The organism is Caballeronia sp. GAFFF1 (genome assembly GCF_023630705.1).
GTDB lineage: Bacteria > Pseudomonadota > Gammaproteobacteria > Burkholderiales > Burkholderiaceae > Caballeronia.
In genome coordinates this window covers 46,473-65,661 of record NZ_JALQEM010000041.1, presented here as the reverse complement: position 1 = coordinate 65,661, position 19,189 = coordinate 46,473, and the positions used below count along the sequence as shown (strand labels likewise).

The following is a 19,189-nucleotide window of genomic DNA, read 5'->3' as shown; positions in this document are numbered from 1 at the left end:
ATGCCATAACGTGTTGGTGTAAGGGCAAGGTGGAGGCTCGCGCGGGTATCTGAGCAGCCGATGCCCGGTCATGGCGATACGCTGCTACGTCGCGCTGCCTCGTTTGCAGGCGATGGGACCGATAGCATGGACCGCCAGTTGCCCTGCCAGACCCGCCTCGCGATTTCCGGCGCGAGCAGCGACGACGGCGGCATCATGAGGTTCACGACCTGAAGAAAAGCTGTCGCCAGCGCACTATCGCGCGTCGCGGCACAGTGCAGCTTGCCGATGTACCAGTTGACGAAACGCCGCATCAGCGGGCGGGCGCCTTTGACTCGCGGATGGCGGAGGTCGTTGCCAACTGCGATGTCCCACGGAATATCGACAATCCTGGCAGCCGCCCCATAGAATCGACGTGCAAGCGCGTCGGGGCCCGCCTGCAAGCACCGCTGAAGCGCTAGCGCTTCCTCTGCCGCTACCGTGATGCCCTGCCCGTAGACAGGATTGAAGCTGCAGATGGCATCACCGAAAACCAGGTAACGTTCCGGGAAACGGGCGAGCTTCTCGTACCGCCGACGCAGGTTGGCGACGTAGCGATAGCGCCTGAAATCCGACAGAGGCTCCGCTCTGGCGACAACGTCGTGAATCTCCATGGCCGGCAACGTCGCAAGGTACCGGAGAAAGCCCTCGTCGTTGTCGGGCGCATCGTCGCCCAGATAACCACCGGTACTGACGATCCAGCTGTCGCATTCCTGCGCGAGCATGACGCCGTTGCGCCAGTTCGGCCCACTACCGGCGATGACGATACCGTGCTTGCCATCGAGATCGCTGGGGCGACGTCGATACGTACGGGTCGTATAGCTGATGCCGATCTCGACCCTCTCTTCGGCGGGAGATGGATAGTTCAACGCTTGAAGCCACGCAGCACTGGCGGAGCCACGGCCGGTCGCATCGACGACAAGGTCGGCGTCGATGATCTCGCCTGCCTTGCCCTCGGCATTCGTGCGGACACCGGTCACGCGCCGGCAAAGGGAATCAGTCGCGAGACCACGGACCGCGCAATGTCCGATCGCGCGTATGTTCGGCAAGCTCGTGAGGCGCCGGCGCAAATGGCCTTCGAGCACGGGACGGCTTGCAAGCAGGCCGGTCAGATCGCTGGCGCTGTTAGCAAGCCTGGCGTTGTGGCCTATCCAGATGACATCGTTGGCGACATCGCCGATTAGACCGCCGCTTTGCGCGACGACCTCGCCGCTATAGCCGGGAAACAGATCCTCGAGTACCGCGCTGCCGCGCGCGAGGAGCCCATGGGCATGACGGCCTTGCGGCACGCCCTTGCGTGGCACGTCTGCGCTCGGGAACGCGTCGCGTTCGAGCACAGTGACTTTCGTATAGAAATCCGACAGTACGCGGGTAGCAAGCAACCCGCTCATGCTCGCGCCGATAACGACCGCATGTTCACCGAGTTTGTTCATGGCAATCCTCCAGTAGATCGGTCGCAATTAGCGCAGCGACTCGATTGCAGGGGATGGTAGGATCGGCTCGTCCCCTGAGCGTCCCTTGGACGCCGTCATCGAGGGTCGCCTCGCTATGGCTCTTGTCAGCGTGCGAATGCTTGGATTCCCGGAAATCCGCCGGGATGATCGGGTATGCCGGCTGCCCTTGCGCAAGGGCCTGGCTCTGCTGGTCTTTCTGGCTGAAGCGGGGGGCCCCGTCGGGCGCGACGTCCTTGCGACCATGTTGTGGCCAGAAGTGTCTGAAGAGGTTGTACGAGCGCGGCTGCGGCGTCTGTTGCATCGCCTTCAGCATGAGCTAGGCGACGAGACGCTTTCTATTGACCGGTCTGCGGTCAGATGGTCCGCAGCGATCACTTTGCAGGTGGATTCGCAGCTGTTCGAGCAAGCCTGCGACCGCGGGGAATTTGAACGAGCGTGCCGCCAGTATTCCGGCGATTTTCTCGACGGGTTTTCGCCCGGCGACTGCCCACAATTCGACGAGTGGGCTTTCTTTCGCCGGGAGGCCCTGCGCGGCCGGGCCATGCAAGCACTCGAGCGGGTGGTGCACCGCAGGCACGCGGCGGGCGACTACGCCGCCGCGGCTCAGTACGCCGGCCGCCTGATCGAGTTCGATCCGTTGAGCGAAGTGTACGGCCGGCATCTCGTCCGTAACCTTCTGCTCGCGGGAGAGCGAGTCACGGCCCAGCGGCACCTCGAGGCTCTGACGAAGCGCCTTCGTGACGAGTTGAATGTGGCTCCCGGCTCTGAGACCTGCGCGCTACTTGATCACGGCGCAACGTCGCCTGTCGAGGACCCGCCATTGACACGCTACGCCAGCAGTGACGGCGTCCATCTCGCTTTTCAGACTTACGGCGTCGGCGGCATCGACATTCTGGTGCTGCCCGGTTTCGTGTCTCACGTCGAACGGGTGTGGGAACAGCCCCACTGCCGGGCGTTCCTGTCTTCTATCGCCGGCATGGGTCGTCTCATCCTGCTCGATCGTCGCGGTGTCGGGCTCTCGGACAGAGTCGGTTACGAACCCGACGTCGACGCGACCGCGCAGGACATCGGAACTGTGCTGGACGCCGCCGGGAGCCGACGCGCCGTGCTGTTTGGCGCCTCGGAAGGCGGACCGGCATGCATCAAGTTCGCCGTCGATCAACCCGACCGCCTTGCGGGTCTCATCCTGTTCGCGTCTTTGGCGAAGGGGAGCGCGACGCACGACTATCCCCACACACTTCAGGCGAGTCAGTACGACGTGTGGCTACAGCAGCTCGTCGCAGGCTGGGGCGGGCCCGCTGGCATTGAAACATTCGCGCCGAGTTTGTCAGGCGATGCTCAGGCGAGAGCGTGGTGGGCAGGCCTGCTTCGCGCAGCGTCGAGCCCGGGAGCCATCAAGGGAGTGCTCGCGGCGTTGCGCGACGTGGATGTGCGGCATCTGCTCGACCAGATCTCGGTGCCGACCCTGGTGCTGCATCGAACCGGCGACCGGGCCGTACGCGTCGGCGCTGGCCGGCATCTCGCCAGCCACATCCCGCATGCGCGGTTCGTCGAGCTCGACGGCGCGGATCACTGGCCCTTCGCGGGCAATCAGCAACCCGTTCTCGACGAGGTCAAGCAGTTCGTCTGCACTGTTGCGGGTTGACTGTGGCCAAGAGACGTTGAGCAACTGCGCTCAGTTGTTCATGCTCGATGGCCGGCCTTGGCCGACGGCGATTGCGATACCCGACTATCAAGAGCCGTTTGCGGCAGTCAAGCTGACTGACTCAAACGCACCTCGAAACCGTCATAATCGGGTCGGACTCTCGCCTTCATCGACGGCCATAGATACCAGCATCGCCAAGTGGGCTCAGCTTTCGAAACTCGCCCCAAGGAGAAGGTCACACACGTTGGGAATAGTGACAGAGGGATTCATGCCCTCCCTCGAATGGTTACTGGCTTCATGAATCGCGTTGTGGGTTGCAAATGCGTCTGGAGGGCTTAGTCTTCCGACGAACGCGTCGACACGTCGCCCACGACCACCCCTCTCAATCCCTCCCGTAACGCCGTGACATTGTCTACGCCGTTCAGTTGCTCGAACTTCCGTTGCGCTTCCTGCCAGAGAGGGGCCGCCCTTTCGTGCAGGCTTCGTCCTTCCTCGGTGAGCTCGATAAGACGGCTTCGGCCGTCCGTGGGCGACGGCTTGATCGTGACGTAGCCGTCGCGTTCCAGGAAGCCAACCATTTTCCCCATCGCAGTTCGCTCAATATCGAGCCGTTCGGCAAGCGCATTGACCGGCGTACTTCCCACCTCGTTTAAGGCGGCCAAAGTGAGGAACTGCGTGATACGCAAACCAGCGGGCTCAAGATGGCTATCGTAGAGGCGGGAGATCTGCCTGCTCGCCTTCCTCGCGGCGAAGCAGTTGCATTGATCGATTCCGAGCGGCTGGTTCACCGGCAACATCTGTTCCACTCCTGATTTCCATTAATCGCCCGAATATTACGCGCGCGCCGCGCGAACGTACGGCGGCACCTCTCGTTGAAAGCCGGTGGCGACGGGGCCAGCTTACGGTGAGTCAGATTTCATCGCGCCCGATAAGGGTTCGCGCAACACTGCCCTCCAGAAACGGGTGACGCTCATTGAGTGTGCGATATTTAAACCTCGATAGGCTTAAGGATGTGATCACGCGAATGCCGTCCGATTCTTGGCAATGAACTCCTGGACCGAAAGCGGTGGCTTTCCGGTGATCCGCTCGATGGCATCGTTTGTGCCAGAAAAGATACCGTCGCGGTAGTTCTGCGCGACTTCGACCAGATGCTGCGTGAGGAACGGCGGAAACTTGTAAAGGGTCTCCATCTTGATCCGGAATTCCTCGATGGAGGTCGGGGCGTATTCGATCCGGGCGCCGAGAGCCTCGCTCATCGCGTCGGCGATCTCGGTATGGTTCATCTCGACGGGGCCATGGAGCGCGTACGTCTTGCCCTCGTGGCCTTCGGGGTTGGCGAGGAGATGGGCGATGACCCGTCCTTGATCATCGGTGGCGATGGGCGCGTGCCGACCGTTGCCAAAGGGAAATTCGATCGCCTTCTTGGCCCAGATTTCCTTCGCAAAATGCGGATAGACGAGCCAATCGGCAAAGAAGGTAGGACGCAAGTGGGTGGTTGCCACACCTGACCAATCAAAGACCCGCTCGGAAACCCAGTGATCCTGTGCCGCATGGCTCGTCGACTCGCGGCGTGCCGAAATCTGCGACATGTTGACGATCGCCTTGACGCCCGCTTCCTTTGCCGCCTGCGCGAAGTAGGCCGCGGCCCCGATGATTCCCGGCGCGATTGGATGAAGAAAATAGGCCGATCGAATTCCTTCCATCGCTGCCCGGATGTCATCGATGTCGGTGAAGTCTCCGACGGCAATTTCGACTCCGCGCTGCCTTAACGCGGCTGCCCGATCATCATCTGTGCGCACATACGCCCGCACTCGTCTGCCCATCTTGAGCAGTTCGTCGATAGCGGTACCTCCCGTCCGTCCCGTTGCACCGCTCACAAGAATCTCAGCCTGGCTCATCGCTTCGCTCCGTTCGAAGTTTAAGAGCATATGCTCTCTTTTCTAAAGATAGGAGCATGTGCTCTCACTGTCAAGGCATTCCTGCCCTGGCTGCTTTTCCGTGCGTTTCGCGCCCTATGAACGCCACGCCGCATCGGGCAGGCGGCAGTCAGCGACGGATGGGACGGGCCGCCTCACTAGGGAGGCCGTTCCCGTTTCGGCTTGTTCTCCGTTTAGGTTTACTCAACGCCTGCCCACACGCGTGGTCGTCGGCTCGTACGCCTTTGGTCGAGGGCAAGCGTCGAACAAACCTAAACGATAATGGGCTCATCGCCCTCTTCGTCGGGAACTGCACAGCTGGTTGCGCGAGCATCGTCGTACAGACAAGCGAGAGCCACATGCCGATGAACGGCCGGCCGTCCTTTTTGAATTTCGCAACGTTTAATGCCTTTCGTCCCTCCCGGAAACGCTTACATTAGCGTGGGGCGGCGCCTCCACTTTCGGGGAGCGTCGAAAGGTCGGTGTTTATGGAAGTGCACTCCTTCCCTGTTACGCCAATTTCCGATGGATGCCGTCGCTCACTGCACTCGGTTCATGCTACGCGCCGCTCGTCCCGAGCGGCGAACATCCTTTCCGGAACTTTCATGCCTGTAATCCGTATGATCAGGCTTGGGTTTGAATCCTTGCTCCCGCGTAATCCTGATGATTCGCACTAGGAGTACTAGCATCAATGGTCGATGCAGGCGTCGCGATGTGCAGTACACCGAACCACCAGCGACAACGGCTAAGATAGCATTACGTCAATCGCCAGATCGCCGCCAGGCTTACCTTCCGCCGGCGGCAAATCGCTACTGGTTAGCATGGCCCGAAGTGATCATTACCGGGATGGCGTTTGGAATCTGCGTCACGTTATTCTTTCTCAACGAGAGCCCGGCGCTCGAGAGCGAGCGACGTGACTTGATACAGTAGCGGCTAGGCTTAGGTTCGAAACCGCTCGTGTTGAATTACATCAACGAGCCATTTCTCGTATTCTCAAGCGAAAATTCGCTTACAAATCGAACGATCTCCGCGGTGGCATCAGGCCCACGATGGTCGGTATAACTGCCGTCAGCATGGCCGCCCGACCAAGCATGACCAAGACCGTGCACCACCCATCGCTCGGCAAGCAGCGATCCGCCTTGGTCGCGCCAAACGTCCCGAGTGTAGCCATGGCGCCCCGGTTCATGCTCGACCTGCGTCGTTGTGCACACCCTTGCGTCGGCCGCTTGGCTGTCCAACAACTGGCTCATCTCCATGACCTGCTCGCTGTTAAACGGGTGGACGGTGTCATCCGCGTCACCGTGGAAAACAATCAGCGGCACAGGGCCCATCGAAGCTCCGCCCTCTTTTCGTTTCGGCAAGCAGATCGTGCCTCGCCCGTCGTTCATCGCGCATAGTGCGGAGAGGTGCTCGTTGGCGACCCCGAATGCCAAGCCTGAATGGATAGCGGCAGCCGCGTAAAGGTCCGGGTGAGTTACGGCCAGATTGATCGCCATGGCGCCACCCGCGGACAGGCCCGCCACGTATACCCGAGCCCGATCGACGTTGAACCGGGCGATAAGGTCATTCGTCAAGGCGGCAAGCGCCGCGGTTTCACCGGTATCGCGCGCCTGATTCAACGGTATGAACCAGTTCCAGCAACGCAGCAGATTGGCGCTTTCCGGTTGCTCCGGATACACAACAATGAACCCGGCGTCTTCTGCGGCCACGTTCATCTGTGTTCCCGCCGCGAAGTCATCGGGATGCTGCTGGGCGCCGTGAAGCATCAGCATCATCGGTAAGGGCCGACCGTCGTAGCCACTTGGAATGTAGACCTTCGCGCGGTGAGTGTCCCCGCTGCGCTCAACCGTGTGAGTCAACCATTGCGCCCCCCTGGTCGCCGGCAGCGCGCGGTCTTCAGCCGATGAGACAGGAGAAGCGGCGGGCGTTTGTGCGGGTACCGCCAAAGTCAAATGGTCACTGCCCTGCACACCGCGTTCGCTCACCTGTTCGTGCGCATTGCCGCCCTGCGCCAGCGACGAATCCTGCGCTACGCGGTCGAGGGCCGCATTGTCGCGACAGGAAACGAAATCTCCGGATATGGAAGCGCCCGGCATTGCATACGACCAGAAAGTGTTATGCGCCAGAAAAAGCGGGGCGAAGAAATTCATTGACGTCTCCCTACGCGTATCGAGTGCGCATCCAACATGATGCGCAGGTTGGAGACGAAGCAAACGGCCACGCCGGAGCGCAAAAGACGGGCGATCGAAGCCCCGTCCACCAGGACAAGAAAGCAGCAAAAGGCTAAAAAGAAGGGATCAAAGCGCCTTGGCGCGTTCGTCGCCGTTTTTTTGCTCTGTTCTAAGTCCTGCGCCTTGCTCATCTCATGCGTCTCATTGGCGGGCCGCATCTAGCAACCGCAAGACCGAGCAACACCTACGCAAGCGGCGAGCCCGCCTCTGTGGCCCCACTTATGGCATCAGCGGCCTGCTACCAACCTCTTCTCGGATGGGGATTCAAGCCGCGGTCCAGGACCGCTGCAGCGACACGGCGTGGAGCCGGTTGTCTCGTCATGGCAGGCCAATCTTCATCAAACCATCGTCTGGGCGCGGAAGCGGTCCGGTGCACGGCACGGATGCATCGATTTCATTTCTCCTCCAATGGAGTCCAAGAGCGGGCGCATATAATCAGTCGCTGTGCATGCTCGAGGAAAGATTACCGAAGTTGGATCGGAACAAACGACGCACCCTGGCCTTCGAGGCTTCGCGCATCTGCTAGCAGCAATGCGAAAATCTCACCGGGGCGACCCACGCATGAGCCGAGCGAGCGCGTGGATCCGCCGTCGGTCTCAGCGGGGAACGCAGGCGATACAATGAAAATAGGTAGGCTAACGCCGAGCGCCTAGGCTCGAAACCGGTCAGCGAGGGCGACGTTGCGCAGGACCGCCGCCTTGAGCTGAATCGACGACTTCATCTGGTCTCAGACGCCACATCGCCACGTCGCGTCGTGGCGTTTCAACCGTGAAGTTCGCGTAATGGTCGGTTCTAAGCGGGGCCAACGAGAAAGCAAATGCGTCGACGTCACGCCGATGTACTTGTACAGTCTTTGGACAAAACTGGTACCCTGCCGCCTACCGCCCGAACGATGCCATCACAAAACGGCGTTAATTTCACGAAGCCAGCAGCTCAATGAACCCCCTGACACGTAATAACGTCCGAATTGAAGGTCGAGGTCCTGCAATGATCTTCGCTCATGGGTTCGGCTGCGACCAAACTATGTGGCGATTCCTCGCCCCTACCCTCGCGCAACGCTATACGACCATCCTGTTTGATCTCGTCGGTAGCGGAAAGTCGGAGCTAAGCGCCTACGACCGTGATAGGTATGCGTCCCTGAGGGGGCATGCCGCCGATGTCATCGAGATACTTGACGAACTCAACTGCCCCGAGGCCATCTTTGTCGGACACTCGGTCAGTGCTACGATCGGCATGCTTGCCGCCATTGAGCGGCCGGACCGCTTCTCGGCGAACGTGATGATCGGTCCGTCGCCGTCATTCATCAACGACGGCGACTACGTCGGTGGGTTCACCCGCGAAGATATCGAAGGACTGCTAGAAACGCTCGAGCATAATTATCTTGGCTGGGCTAGCACAATGGCGCCCGCGATCATGGGTGTGCCTGATAAGCCCGAACTGCGCGACGAGCTAACGAACAGTTTCTGCAGAACCGATCCGGAGATCGCCAAGCATTTTGCGCGGGTCACGTTCCTAGCGGACCATCGCGCGGATCTTTCCCGAGTAACCACCCCTACGCTAATCGTCCAGTCGGATGACGATTTTCTAGCCCCCGTTGGTGTCGGCAGATACATGAGCGAAATGATACCGGGGAGTGCTCTGTCGATCGTGCGCAACATCGGGCACTGCCCGCATCTCAGTTCACCGGACGCGAGCATCGATGCCATGGTGGGCTTCCTGCGCGAGCGGAATCTTTAGCCGATGAGCGGTCCGTCAAACAACGATGCTTTCATGCAGGCCCCCTGTGGGCTTCTGACAGCGTCGGCCGACGGATCGATTCTCTACGCGAATGACACATTCTGCCGGTGGTTGGGCTACGAGCGCGACCAGCTTGTCGGACGGCGAAAGGTAGCAGACCTTCTAACCATCGGTGCGCGGCTCTTTCAGCAGACGCACTGGGGACCGCTGTTGCAGCTGCAACGATCGGTGGCCGAGCTAAAGCTTGAGTTGGTCCGCTGCGATGGAGCGAGGTTGCCAATGCTGGTCAATGCATCCCGCAGCGAAAGCGCAGGCGGCGACATTGACCGATTCGCCTTCATGGTGGTGAACGACCGCCACAAGTTTGAAATTGAGCTCCTTCAGGCCAAAACAAATGCGGAGCGTGCGCTCGAGGCCAAGCGCCAGGCGGAGTCCGAGCTGAAGAAGGCAAGCGACTTGAAAGATCAGTTTCTGGCGACGTTGGCGCACGAGCTTCGCAATCCGCTCGCACCAATGTCTAACGTACTTGCGTTACTGCAAGACGACGTCGTCGATACTGAGCGCCTGCGCTGGGCTAGAGAAGTCCTACAACGGCAATTGGCTCAGCTTTCCCACTTGGTGGATGACTTGCTGGACGTCGCCCGCTTCAACGAGGGAAAGATCGAACTTCGCAAGCGTCCGCTGGATCTCGCCGACATGATGCGTGCAGCCGTCGAAGCATCCGGTCCACGGATCGAAGCCGCTTCGCATCGTTTGACCGTCGAACTCCCGTCAAGCTTGACCGTCGATGCCGATCCGACCCGTCTGCTGCAGATCATGCAGAATCTGCTCAACAACGCAGTCAAATATACGCCGCCCGGTGGCGACGTGATGATCGCGGGTTACAGAGACGGTGATGAGGCCGTCTTCACCGTGCGCGACTCTGGTATCGGCATTTCGCCCGAGAACATTGGGTCGGTGTTCGGTATGTTCGTTCAGCTGGGGCGCCCGAAGGGATACTCGGACGATGGGCTCGGCGTCGGGCTCGCGCTCGTCAAGATGCTTGTCGATCTGCACGGCGGCAAGGTTGAGGCGCATAGCGAGGGTCCTGGCAAGGGTAGCCGCTTCACCGTCAGCCTGCCCATGTGCGAGTCGGAGACTTCAGAGCAAGCAACAGTCGAGCCGGGAGCGGCACCGATGCCGCGCCGAATCCTGGTCGTGGACGACAACCGGGATGCGGCGGAGAGCTTGGCCGCAGTGCTCGAAGTGCAGGGTAATACGGTCTCCGTCGCGTCTGACGCCGCTGCGGCGTTGACGGTACTCGACAATGGCTACTTCGACGCCGCAGTGCTCGACATCGGCTTACCAGATATGTCGGGCTATGAACTCGCGCGGCGAATACGGAGCAAGATGGGCGGGGCTCGGCTGACCCTTATCGCTCTGACCGGCTGGGGTCAGCAGGAAGACAAGACAAAGGCGTTCGACGCCGGGTTCGACGTGCACTTTACCAAGCCGGTTGACGTCGACGAGCTATGCCAAGCGTTAGGCACTCCCGATGGCGCGCCGGATGACGGGCCTAAGCAGTAGGAAATCGATGGGCTTGCGAAGAAACAGGTCCCAAACTCGGGCCCCGTCAGGAGCCTCCTTCTGGAAGTAAGCACGACTGGTACGTTCGCGAATCGGCCTAGCGCCCGCAGAGATCGGCAAAGCCTGATACCGTCGAGCCGTGGCATCTTCCAGTCGGTGATGATGAGGTCAGGCGACGTCCTTTGCGCCTGCGCGAGCGCCGTTACGCCGTCAGTCGCACAGACAACCTCAAAGCCATGAAGCTGGAACAGAGTGTCTAGGGCTTGCAACAGATCCCTATCTGTCGTCTACTAGCAGGACACGCTTCATGGTCACCAATAAAAGATGCTTTACCTGTATTCGCAACCGTCATGCCGCGTCGCTGACTGAGGGGCTCTGACGATTGCGGATCGTAAAGCTCGTGCCCTCCGCATCCGTTGAGACGACGTGAAGGGTGCCGTCATGAACGGACACAATCTGCTTGCAAATGGCGAGACCAAGCCCCAGACCGGCACCAGCAGCGCTATTCGCGGGCCGATAGTAAGGCTTGGACACTTCGCTTTGTACGTCTTCGGCAATCTCTGCGTCGCTGTTTCGAACTGTGAGTTGGAGTCATCCGTCAGCCAGCTGTTCATCAAAGTGACGGATCCGCCTTGGCACCGTGGCTAAGCGCATTGGTCAGAAGGTCTGACAGGAGCTGCTGGATGCGTGCTCGATGACTCTCCACCGTTCCCGCGATGTCTACGGAGAAATCCACTACGCAGTGCGGATGGCATCGCGAAGCTCGTTCACGGACGCTCGCCGAACTCCAGCCAATCCTAAACCGCAACTGCAAGCTTTCGCGCGTTGACACGTATGCGGCGGTCGTGCGGTTTCACGCAACCCTTGATCCCGCATTGCGTGACCAACAGAGTGCGACAGCGAGCGCACTTCCGGATTTCTGCTCCCGCCGATCGATGGGGCGCCTCTGTACATTGTGGGTGAAGCTGTGGGCACTGTTGTATTATCTGTGTCGGAACCTCCCGTCAGCGCATGAAGCCGCGCTGCCGTCAAGCCGCCTAAGCAAGCAAAGGAACTGACGAGACATGCCCAGGTATTCATCTCTCTTGCGGGAGACGCGTCCGAACGTTCGCGAGACGACGCCGCCGAAGCGCCCGGGCCTGACCGTCAACGAGCTCTACGAGCAATTGAAGGAAATGGCGGTGGTCTACACTATCCGCCCCGGCGAGCGCGTGAACGAACTGGAACTCGCGCAGCGTTTCGACGTGAGCCGCACGCCACTGCGCGAAGCCCTCAACCGCCTCGTCGCCGAAAGTCTGCTGCACTTCGTGCCGAATCGCGGCTTTTTCGCGCGCGAACTGCATCGGCAAGATATCTTCGATCTCTTCGAGCTACGGCGCAGCATCGAATCGTCCGCCGTGCTGCTGGCGGCCGAGCGTGCCAGCATCAAGGATTTGCGCGCGCTGCGCAAGTTCTGGAAGGAAGTCTTGAAGACTAAGGCTCAGACCAGCGCCGCCGAACTCACCATCAAGGACGAAGAGTTCCACGTTCGGCTCGTCGCGCTCGCGGGCAATAACGAAATGGTTCGCGCGCTATACGGCATCAACGCGCGCATTCATTTCGTGCGCTGGATGGATCTGGAACAGCGCGGCCACGATGCCTTCGCGGAGCACCTCGAAATTCTCGATGCCATCGAAGCACGCGATATCGAGCGATGCCGTGCGCTGACGGAATCGCACATCACCTGGCGCATGGAAGAAATCGCGCGGGTGGTGGATGCAGGCGTCGTGCGGCTCTTCTCGCGCTGAACGCCCGCGTTGCTTCGCTGCACGTTCGCCGACGTCTCACGCCACGCGTTGCAACGGAATCACCACGGGCGCGCTCAATTGCTTCACGGCCTCGCGCCACTGCGCGTCTATCGCATTGACATTGCGCGCCTTCACATGGCCATAGCCGCGAATCGTCTCGACGATGGACGCCGCGCGCAATGCCGCCGCAAGATTGCGCGCGGTGCCGTGTTCGATGATCGTCGCAATGGTCTCCTGATAACGCTGCACCAGTTCGCGTTCCATGCGCCGTTCGGCGGTGTACCCGAAAGGATCGAAAGGCGTGCCGCGCAGCGCCTTGCCTCGCGCGAGCATGCGCAAGACCGGCAACATCCACGAACCGAATTCGCGCTTCGCGGGCTCGCCCGTGCGTGGATTACGTCGCGCGATGCCGGGCGGCGCGAGATTGAACGCAACGCGCACCGGTCCGTCGAACTGCGCGTGCAAGCCATCGATGAATTCTGGTGCGGTCAATAATCGGGCAACTTCATATTCGTCCTTGTACGCGAGCAAGCGAAACAGGTTCTGCGCGACCGCGCGCGAAACGCCTTCGCTGCGCGCCGACACCGCGCCTTCCCAGCGTCGCACGCGGCCCACAAGTTCACGATAATGCGCCGCATACGCCGCATCCTGGTAAGCGGTCAGATATAGCACGCGGCGTTCGATCATTTCATCCAGCGTCGTCGAGCGTCGCGACGACGGCGCTGCATCGGCGGTTTCGGACAGACGCGCGGCAAGCGTGGGCTCTGCAGCAAAGCGCCGTCCCCATGTGAAAGCGTCGAGATTGAGCGCGACGGATGCCCCGTTCAGTTCGATGGCCGCCGCGATTGCATCGGCGCGGAGTGGTATGCATCCACGCTGATACGCGAAGCCGAGCATGAACATGTTGCTCGCTAAGGTGTCGCCGAAGAGACGGCGGCTAGTCGCTGTGGCATCGACGAATTCGACATGACGCTCGCCCACTGCTTCGGTCAGCGTCGCGCGCAGTTCGGCCGACGGGAAAGCAAGATCGGGCTGGCGTGTGAAATCCCCGGTCATCGCTTCATGCGAATTGACGAGCATTCGCGTGGCGGCGCGGCGTGTCATCGCAAGCGTCTTGTGGCTTGCCGCGACGACCATATCGCAACCAATCACCACGTCCGCGCCGCCAGTCGCAATACGAATCGCCTTGATCGCGGACGGACTCGCGCCAAAGCGCACATGCGACCACACGGAGCCGCCCTTCTGCGCGAGCCCGGCCATGTCGAGAATGCCGCAGCCCTTGCCTTCCAGATGCGCCGCCATGCCGAGGATCGCGCCGATCGTCACGACGCCCGTGCCGCCCACGCCCGTCACGACGATGGAGAACACGCGCGCATCCAGCGACGGCAACGCGGGTTCCGGCAACGCGGGAAACAAGCTCGTATCGGGCTTGCGCTGCACGCGTCGCAACGTGCCGCCATGCACGGTCACGAAACTTGGGCAGAAGCCCTCGTTGCACGAATAGTCCTTATTGCAGGCACTTTGGTCGATGGCGCGCTTGCGGCCGAACTCGGTTTCGAGCGGCGTGAGCGACACGCAGTTCGACTTGACGCCGCAATCGCCGCAGCCTTCACAGACGAGGTCGTGGATGAAGAGGCGCTTCGGCGGGTCCGCCAGTTGTCCGCGCTTGCGACGGCGTCGCTTCTCGGCCGCGCACGTCTGGTCGTAGATCAGCACGCTCACGCCATCGACATTACGCAACTCGCTCTGGACATCTTGCAACGCCGAGCGATGATGAATCGTGACGCCTTGCGGCCATGCCAGATCATGCGGATATTTCGACGAATCGTCGGACACCACGGCGATGCGCGTCACGCCTTCCGCGCGAACCTGCTGCGCGATCGTGAGCGGATTGAGTGGTCCGTCGTGACGCTGACCGCCCGTCATAGCGACGGCATCGTTGAAAAGAATCTTAAAAGTGATGCGCGTGCGCGCTGCAATCGCGGCACGCACCGAGAGCAGGCCCGAGTGGAAGTACGTGCCATCGCCCATGTTCTGAAACATGTGCGCGCGCTTCGAGAACGGCGCCTCGCCCACCCATGTCATGCCTTCGCCGCCCATTTGCGTATAGCCGAGCGTGCTGCGGTCCATGGTCTGCGCCATCCAGCTGCAACCGATGCCCGCGTAGGCCTTGCTGCCCTCGGGCACGACCGTCGATGAGCTATGCGGGCAGCCACTGCAAAAGTAAAAGCTGCGCGACAGCGGCTCCGGCGCGAATGTCATGCGCCGCAATGCGCGCAGGAACGCGACGCGTTCGCCCAGCCCGATATCGTTCGTGAGACACGCAAGCCGTTCGCCGAGCGCAATGGCGATCTGCACGGAGTCGAGCGCGAGTTCCGCCTGAAAGAGCTTGCCGCCGCTTTCGTCTTTCTTTCCGATGATGGCCGGCGCGCGCGGCTTGCCATAGAGAATCTCCTTGATCTGCGCTTCCAGCAGGCTGCGCTTCTCCTCGACCACCATCAGGACTTCCTTGCCTTGCGCGAACGCCTGCACGCCCTCTGGTTCGAGCGGCCACACGCAACCGACCTTGTAGATCGCGACGCCCATCGTCTCAAGCCGCGTTTCATCGAGGCCCAGGTCGTCGATGGCTTGAAGAAGGTCGAGATAGCTCTTGCCATGCGTGACGATGCCGACGCGCGCGCCCTCGCGTCCGAGCACCGTATGGTCCAGCCGGTTTGCGCGCACGAACGCGCGCACGGCGTCCAGTTTGTAGTTATGCAGGCGATATTCCTGTGCATGCGGCGTATCGGGTTGCCGCAGATTGAGGCCATCGGGCGGCATGGCGACGTCGCAGGGCAGAACCACATCGACGCGCGATGCATCGACGTCGATCACGGCCGATGCATCCGCGGTATCCTTCACGCACTTGAGTCCGACCCAGCAGCCCGAATAGCGCGACATCGCCCAGCCATATAAGCCGAAATCGAGTATCTCCTGCACGCCGCTCGGACTCAGTACCGGAATGGATGCGTCGATGAGCGCGAACTCCGATTGATGGCACGTGGTCGACGACTCGCATGTGTGGTCGTCGCCCATCAGCAAGAGCACGCCGCCATGCTTCGACGATCCCGCCAGATTCGCGTGACGAAACGCGTCGCCGCTTCGATCGACGCCAGGGCCTTTGCCGTACCAGATCGAGAACACGCCGTCGTACTTGCCTTCGCCGCCCGCCTCCGCTTGCTGCGAACCCCATACGGCGGTTGCAGCGAGATCCTCGTTGACGCCCGGCACGAACACGACATGCGCGGCATCCAGATGCGTCTTCGCCTTTTGCAGCTCGGCGTCGTATGTGCCGAGCGGGGAGCCGCGGTAACCCGATATATAGCCGGCGGTACGAAGACCTGCGGCATCGTCGCGACGGCGCTGCATCAGCGGCAGCCGCACGAGTGCCTGCACGCCCGTCATGAACACGCGCCCCTGGTCGAGCGTGTACTTGTCCTCCAGTGTCACCTTGCGCAAAGCCACGTCGCGTTCCTCGTTCTTTTGGTTCGTCGTCATTGCACGCTGCCGCCGAGATAGAGCCGCCGCATCTCGTCGCTGGCGAGCAAGTCGGCGGCATGACCTTCCAGCGCGACCTGACCCATCGACAGCACATACGCGCGATTGGAAATGCGCAACGCCTGCGCCGCGTTCTGCTCGACCATCAGCACGCCGACGTGCTCCGTATCGCGCAGGCGCACGATGGCATCGAAGACTTCGGCCAGCATCCGGGGCGAAAGTCCCGCCGACGGCTCGTCGAGCAAGAGAAAGCGCGGGCGCGGCATCAAAGCGCGCGCAAGCGACAGAATCTGCCGCTCGCCGCCGGAGAGACTCGCGGCGCGCGCCCTGCGTTTGGTCTTCAATATCGGATAGCTCGCGTACAGTTCATCGAGCCGCGCGTTGCGCTCACGCTCGGGCATGAACTGTCCGCCGAGCGCGAGGTTTTCCCACACGGTGAGCGCGCCGAACACGTTGTCGGTCTGCGGCACGAAGCCGATGCGATGCGCGCGGATCTTGCGGTGCACACTCACCTGCCCCACGTCGATGCCGTCCAGATGCACCGCGCCCTTCCTCGGCATCAGAAAGCCCGCGACGGTCTTGAGTAAGGTCGACTTGCCGCAGCCGTTCGGCCCGAGAATCGTCACGATCTCCAGTTCCTTCGCCGCGAGCGACACGCCGCGCAGAATGTCGACATCGCGCGAGTAGCCTGCGACGACGTTGCTGACCGTGATCATGCCGTTGCTCCGATCGTGCTCAGCGGCGCGGCGGTCTTCGTCGTGCGCCCGAGATACGCTTCGACCACACCTTCGTGATGCTCCAGTTCCGACGGCCTGCAGTCCGCGACGGTACGCCCGCGATCGAGCACGATGCAGCGCACGCACGTCTCGGCGATAAAATGCATGTCGTGTTCCACCACGACCAGCGTGACGCCCCGCTCGTTGATGCTTCGCAGCACGCGCCTCAGTTCCGCGCGCAGATTCGGATGCACGCCCGCCATCGGTTCATCGAGCAACAGCAGCGACGGTTCCCCCATCAGCGCACACGCAATACCGAGCAGCTTCTTCTGTCCGCCCGATAAGGATGCAGCGGGAAGATGCGCGACTTTCGCGAGCAGCAGTTCATCGAGCAACTGCCGCGCGCGTTCACGCGTTTGCGCTTCGATGCGCTTCGTGCGCGCGGACGGCAAGAGCGTCGCGAAGAGTCCATGACGTTGCGTGGAAGCGGCCATCAGTACTTCGCCGACGGTCATGCGCGCAGGCATCGACGGAAGCTGGAACGTGCGCCGGACCGCGCGCGCGGCGACTTCGTGCGGCGGAAGACTTTCCACGCGCTGGCCGTTCACTTCGATGCTGCCGCGCTCGATCGGACAATAGCCGGTAATGGCGTTGAGCACCGTGCTCTTGCCGCATCCGTTGGGTCCCAGCAAGCCGACGAAATCACCGCTTGAGATGTCGAACGATAATCCCGTGAGCACGTGATTGCCGCCGAATGACTTGTACACGTCCCGCAGCTTCAACACGACGCTCATACGGTTCTCCGGATCCGCTCGGGCAGCAGGCCGCCCGGCCGCAGTAGCAGACAGGCAAGCAGGATGCAGCCAATTGCGCCGAGCCGCACGGCACCCGCCACATCGGTGCCGATGTCGATGTAGTCCTTGGCGAAGGGCACCGCGCTATAAATCGCTTCGACGAGCAGCGCGCCGAACATTACACCCGCGTTGTTGCCGAGGCCGCCGATCATCACCATAGTCCAGATGGCGAACGTCTCCGACGCGGACATGAAGTCCGGCCCGACGAAGCTCATGTATAGCGCGAGCAGCGAACCGCCTGTGGCGGCAATGGCGGCGGCCGTCATCGTCGCCGTGGTTTTCATCGGCACGAGCCGGTAGCCGAGACTTTGCGCCAACCCGGGCTCTTCGCGCATCAAACGCAGCGCGCGCCCGTAGCGTCCGCACGCGAGACGCGCGCAGACCACGAACGCGGCTGCAAGCAGCGCCACCGCGAGAAGAAAGAATGCAATGTCGCTTCGCGCGCCGGTGAGCCGCGAAACAAGCGGCGCAATGCCGCTAATGCCTTGCGCGCCGCCCGTGAGCCAGCCTTCATTCAGCGCAACTGTGCGAATCAGTTCGGCAATGGCGAGCGTCGCGATGGCCCAGTAATCGGATGCGAGATTGCGCCCCAGTCGCGCCATCACGAAGCCGACGAGCATCGCGCCCGCCATGCCCCCGACGATGCCGACGATACACGGCCATCCTGCGGAAGAGGCGATGCCGGTCGCATAAGCACCGATCCCGACGAACGCGACGAAGCCGAAATTGAGCAAGCCCGCGATGCCCGCCTGAAGGTTGAGGCCGAGCGCCATCAACGCGTAGATGCAAGCGAGTGTCGCGACGTGCAGCAGGAAACTAGACACGGCGCACCTCCCGGTCGAAGAGTCCATAGGGCCGCAGAAGCAGCGCGGCGAGCAGGATCACGAACGACGCCGCGCCCACGTAGCTGACCGGAAGATACACGCCCGAGCGTCCGACCATCCAGCCGAAGTCGATATTCGTTGCAAGCGTTTCCGCAAGTGCGATGAGGACCGCCCCCGCTGCCGCGCCCAGCGGATTGCCGAGCCCGCCGACAATGGCTGCTGCGAACACGGGCAGCAGCAGGTTCGTGCCCAGGTCCACGTGCACGTTTTCGGTCAGCCCGAGCATGGTGCCGCCGAGCGCCGCTAGCGCGCCGCTCAGGAACGAGATGCCGTTCAGCACGCGCGCGCCGTCCACGCCCGTTGCCGCCGCGAGCGCCGGGTTGCTCGCCATCGCGCGCATCGAACGGCCCACGCCGGTTTTGAACAGCAGAAGCGCGAGCAAGGCGACGCACCCGAAGCCGCACGCAATCGACGTGATTTGATCGACGGAGATCATCGTTGAGCCTACTTGCAGCGGCGTCGAGAGCGCGGTCCTGTAACGCAGCGGCCTCGAGCCCGCGGTGCCGAGCACCACGGCGATAAGAATCATCGATACGGCAAGGGAGCCGACCATTGCAATGGAACTGCCCGAGCGCAACAGCCGCCGGAAGACGAACACGTTGAGCGCGACGGCGAGACATCCCGTCGCGACGCACGACACCGCCAGTGCAGCCGCGAACGTCACGCCCGCCCTCGTCATGCCGAGCGTGACGAACGCCCCTGTCATCGCATACTGCACGTGCGCCACATTCGGGAAGCGCACGAGCGAATACACGACGGACAGGCCGACCGCGACGAGCACGATGTCCGACGCGCGAATGAGAAGATCGATGACGAACTGCAGCATCAAGGTCTCCCGGCAATG

14 protein-coding genes and 2 pseudogenes are annotated in these 19,189 nt (G+C 61.7%); 4 read left to right on the top strand and 12 right to left on the bottom strand.

Going from position 1 to position 19,189, the window contains the following annotated elements:
* Positions 1–68: 68 nt before the first annotated feature.
* A complete protein-coding gene (locus NCR37_RS25640; RefSeq protein WP_250475623.1) occupies positions 69–1,451 on the bottom strand; it encodes an FAD-dependent oxidoreductase in 1,383 nt (460 codons plus the stop codon).
* A gap of 85 nt (positions 1,452–1,536) precedes the next feature.
* Here NCR37_RS25640 and NCR37_RS25635 point away from each other — a divergent pair, with 85 nt between their 5' ends.
* Entirely contained in the window at positions 1,537–3,117 is a 1,581-nt protein-coding gene (locus NCR37_RS25635) for a bifunctional AfsR/SARP family transcriptional regulator/alpha/beta hydrolase (RefSeq protein WP_250475622.1), read from the top strand.
* Between the two features lie 335 nt (positions 3,118–3,452).
* Here NCR37_RS25635 and NCR37_RS25630 read toward each other — a convergent pair whose 3' ends face one another.
* The 4 genes from NCR37_RS25630 to NCR37_RS25615 form a co-directional block, all read right to left on the bottom strand.
* A complete protein-coding gene (locus tag NCR37_RS25630; protein WP_250475973.1) occupies positions 3,453–3,914 on the bottom strand; it encodes a MarR family winged helix-turn-helix transcriptional regulator in 462 nt (153 codons plus the stop codon).
* Positions 3,915–4,133: 219 nt separating this feature from the next.
* A complete protein-coding gene (locus NCR37_RS25625) occupies positions 4,134–5,015 on the bottom strand; it encodes an NmrA family NAD(P)-binding protein (RefSeq protein WP_250475621.1) in 882 nt (293 codons plus the stop codon).
* 983 nt (positions 5,016–5,998) lie between these two features.
* A complete protein-coding gene (locus NCR37_RS25620) occupies positions 5,999–7,183 on the bottom strand; it encodes an extracellular catalytic domain type 1 short-chain-length polyhydroxyalkanoate depolymerase (protein WP_250475620.1) in 1,185 nt (394 codons plus the stop codon).
* Positions 7,180–7,395: a hypothetical protein gene (locus tag NCR37_RS25615; RefSeq protein ID WP_250475619.1), complete on the bottom strand. Its 216-nt coding sequence runs from the start codon at positions 7,393–7,395 to the stop codon at positions 7,180–7,182. Before NCR37_RS25615 ends, NCR37_RS25620 begins: the two co-directional genes overlap by 4 nt.
* 805 nt (positions 7,396–8,200) lie before the next feature.
* Here NCR37_RS25615 and NCR37_RS25610 point away from each other — a divergent pair.
* On the top strand, positions 8,201–9,001 hold the full coding sequence (locus tag NCR37_RS25610; RefSeq protein ID WP_250475618.1) for an alpha/beta fold hydrolase: 801 nt from the start codon (positions 8,201–8,203) through the stop codon (positions 8,999–9,001).
* 33 nt (positions 9,002–9,034) lie between these two features.
* The gene (locus NCR37_RS25605; protein WP_250475617.1) at positions 9,035–10,567 is read left to right on the top strand and encodes a hybrid sensor histidine kinase/response regulator; all 1,533 of its coding nucleotides are present in this window, start codon (positions 9,035–9,037) and stop codon (positions 10,565–10,567) included.
* Between the two features lie 71 nt (positions 10,568–10,638).
* Here NCR37_RS25605 and NCR37_RS28625 read toward each other — a convergent pair.
* Both NCR37_RS28625 and NCR37_RS28620 read right to left on the bottom strand, forming a co-directional pair.
* Positions 10,639–10,836 (bottom strand): annotated as a pseudogene (locus NCR37_RS28625) (response regulator); the annotation flags it as partial.
* Positions 10,837–10,915: 79 nt separating this feature from the next.
* A pseudogene (locus NCR37_RS28620) lies at positions 10,916–11,143 on the bottom strand (ATP-binding protein); the annotation flags it as partial.
* Between the two features lie 488 nt (positions 11,144–11,631).
* Between NCR37_RS28620 and NCR37_RS25600 the strand changes: the two are divergent.
* Positions 11,632–12,354: a GntR family transcriptional regulator gene (locus tag NCR37_RS25600; RefSeq protein ID WP_250475616.1), complete on the top strand. Its 723-nt coding sequence runs from the start codon at positions 11,632–11,634 to the stop codon at positions 12,352–12,354.
* Between the two features lie 36 nt (positions 12,355–12,390).
* On the opposite strand, the gene NCR37_RS25595 is transcribed toward NCR37_RS25600, so the two are convergent.
* Genes NCR37_RS25595 through NCR37_RS25575 form a run of 5 tightly spaced genes read right to left on the bottom strand, consistent with a single transcriptional unit; the run spans position 12,391 to position 19,171 of the window.
* Positions 12,391–15,891 (bottom strand): indolepyruvate ferredoxin oxidoreductase family protein, encoded by a 3,501-nt coding sequence (locus NCR37_RS25595; protein ID WP_250475615.1) that lies wholly within the window; start codon positions 15,889–15,891, stop codon positions 12,391–12,393.
* On the bottom strand, positions 15,888–16,607 hold the full coding sequence (locus NCR37_RS25590) for an ABC transporter ATP-binding protein (RefSeq protein WP_250475614.1): 720 nt from the start codon (positions 16,605–16,607) through the stop codon (positions 15,888–15,890). The genes NCR37_RS25595 and NCR37_RS25590 overlap by 4 nt, the downstream gene beginning before the upstream one ends.
* Complete coding sequence (locus NCR37_RS25585) at positions 16,604–17,401, bottom strand: ABC transporter ATP-binding protein (RefSeq protein ID WP_250475613.1); 798 nt, start codon at positions 17,399–17,401, stop codon at positions 16,604–16,606. Before NCR37_RS25585 ends, NCR37_RS25590 begins: the two co-directional genes overlap by 4 nt.
* Entirely contained in the window at positions 17,398–18,285 is an 888-nt protein-coding gene (locus NCR37_RS25580) for a branched-chain amino acid ABC transporter permease (RefSeq protein ID WP_250475612.1), read from the bottom strand. The genes NCR37_RS25585 and NCR37_RS25580 overlap by 4 nt, the downstream gene beginning before the upstream one ends.
* Positions 18,278–19,171, bottom strand: a complete 894-nt coding sequence (locus NCR37_RS25575; RefSeq protein WP_250475611.1) for a branched-chain amino acid ABC transporter permease — start codon at positions 19,169–19,171, stop codon at positions 18,278–18,280. The genes NCR37_RS25580 and NCR37_RS25575 overlap by 8 nt, the downstream gene beginning before the upstream one ends.
* Between the last annotated feature and the right edge of the window lie 18 nt (positions 19,172–19,189).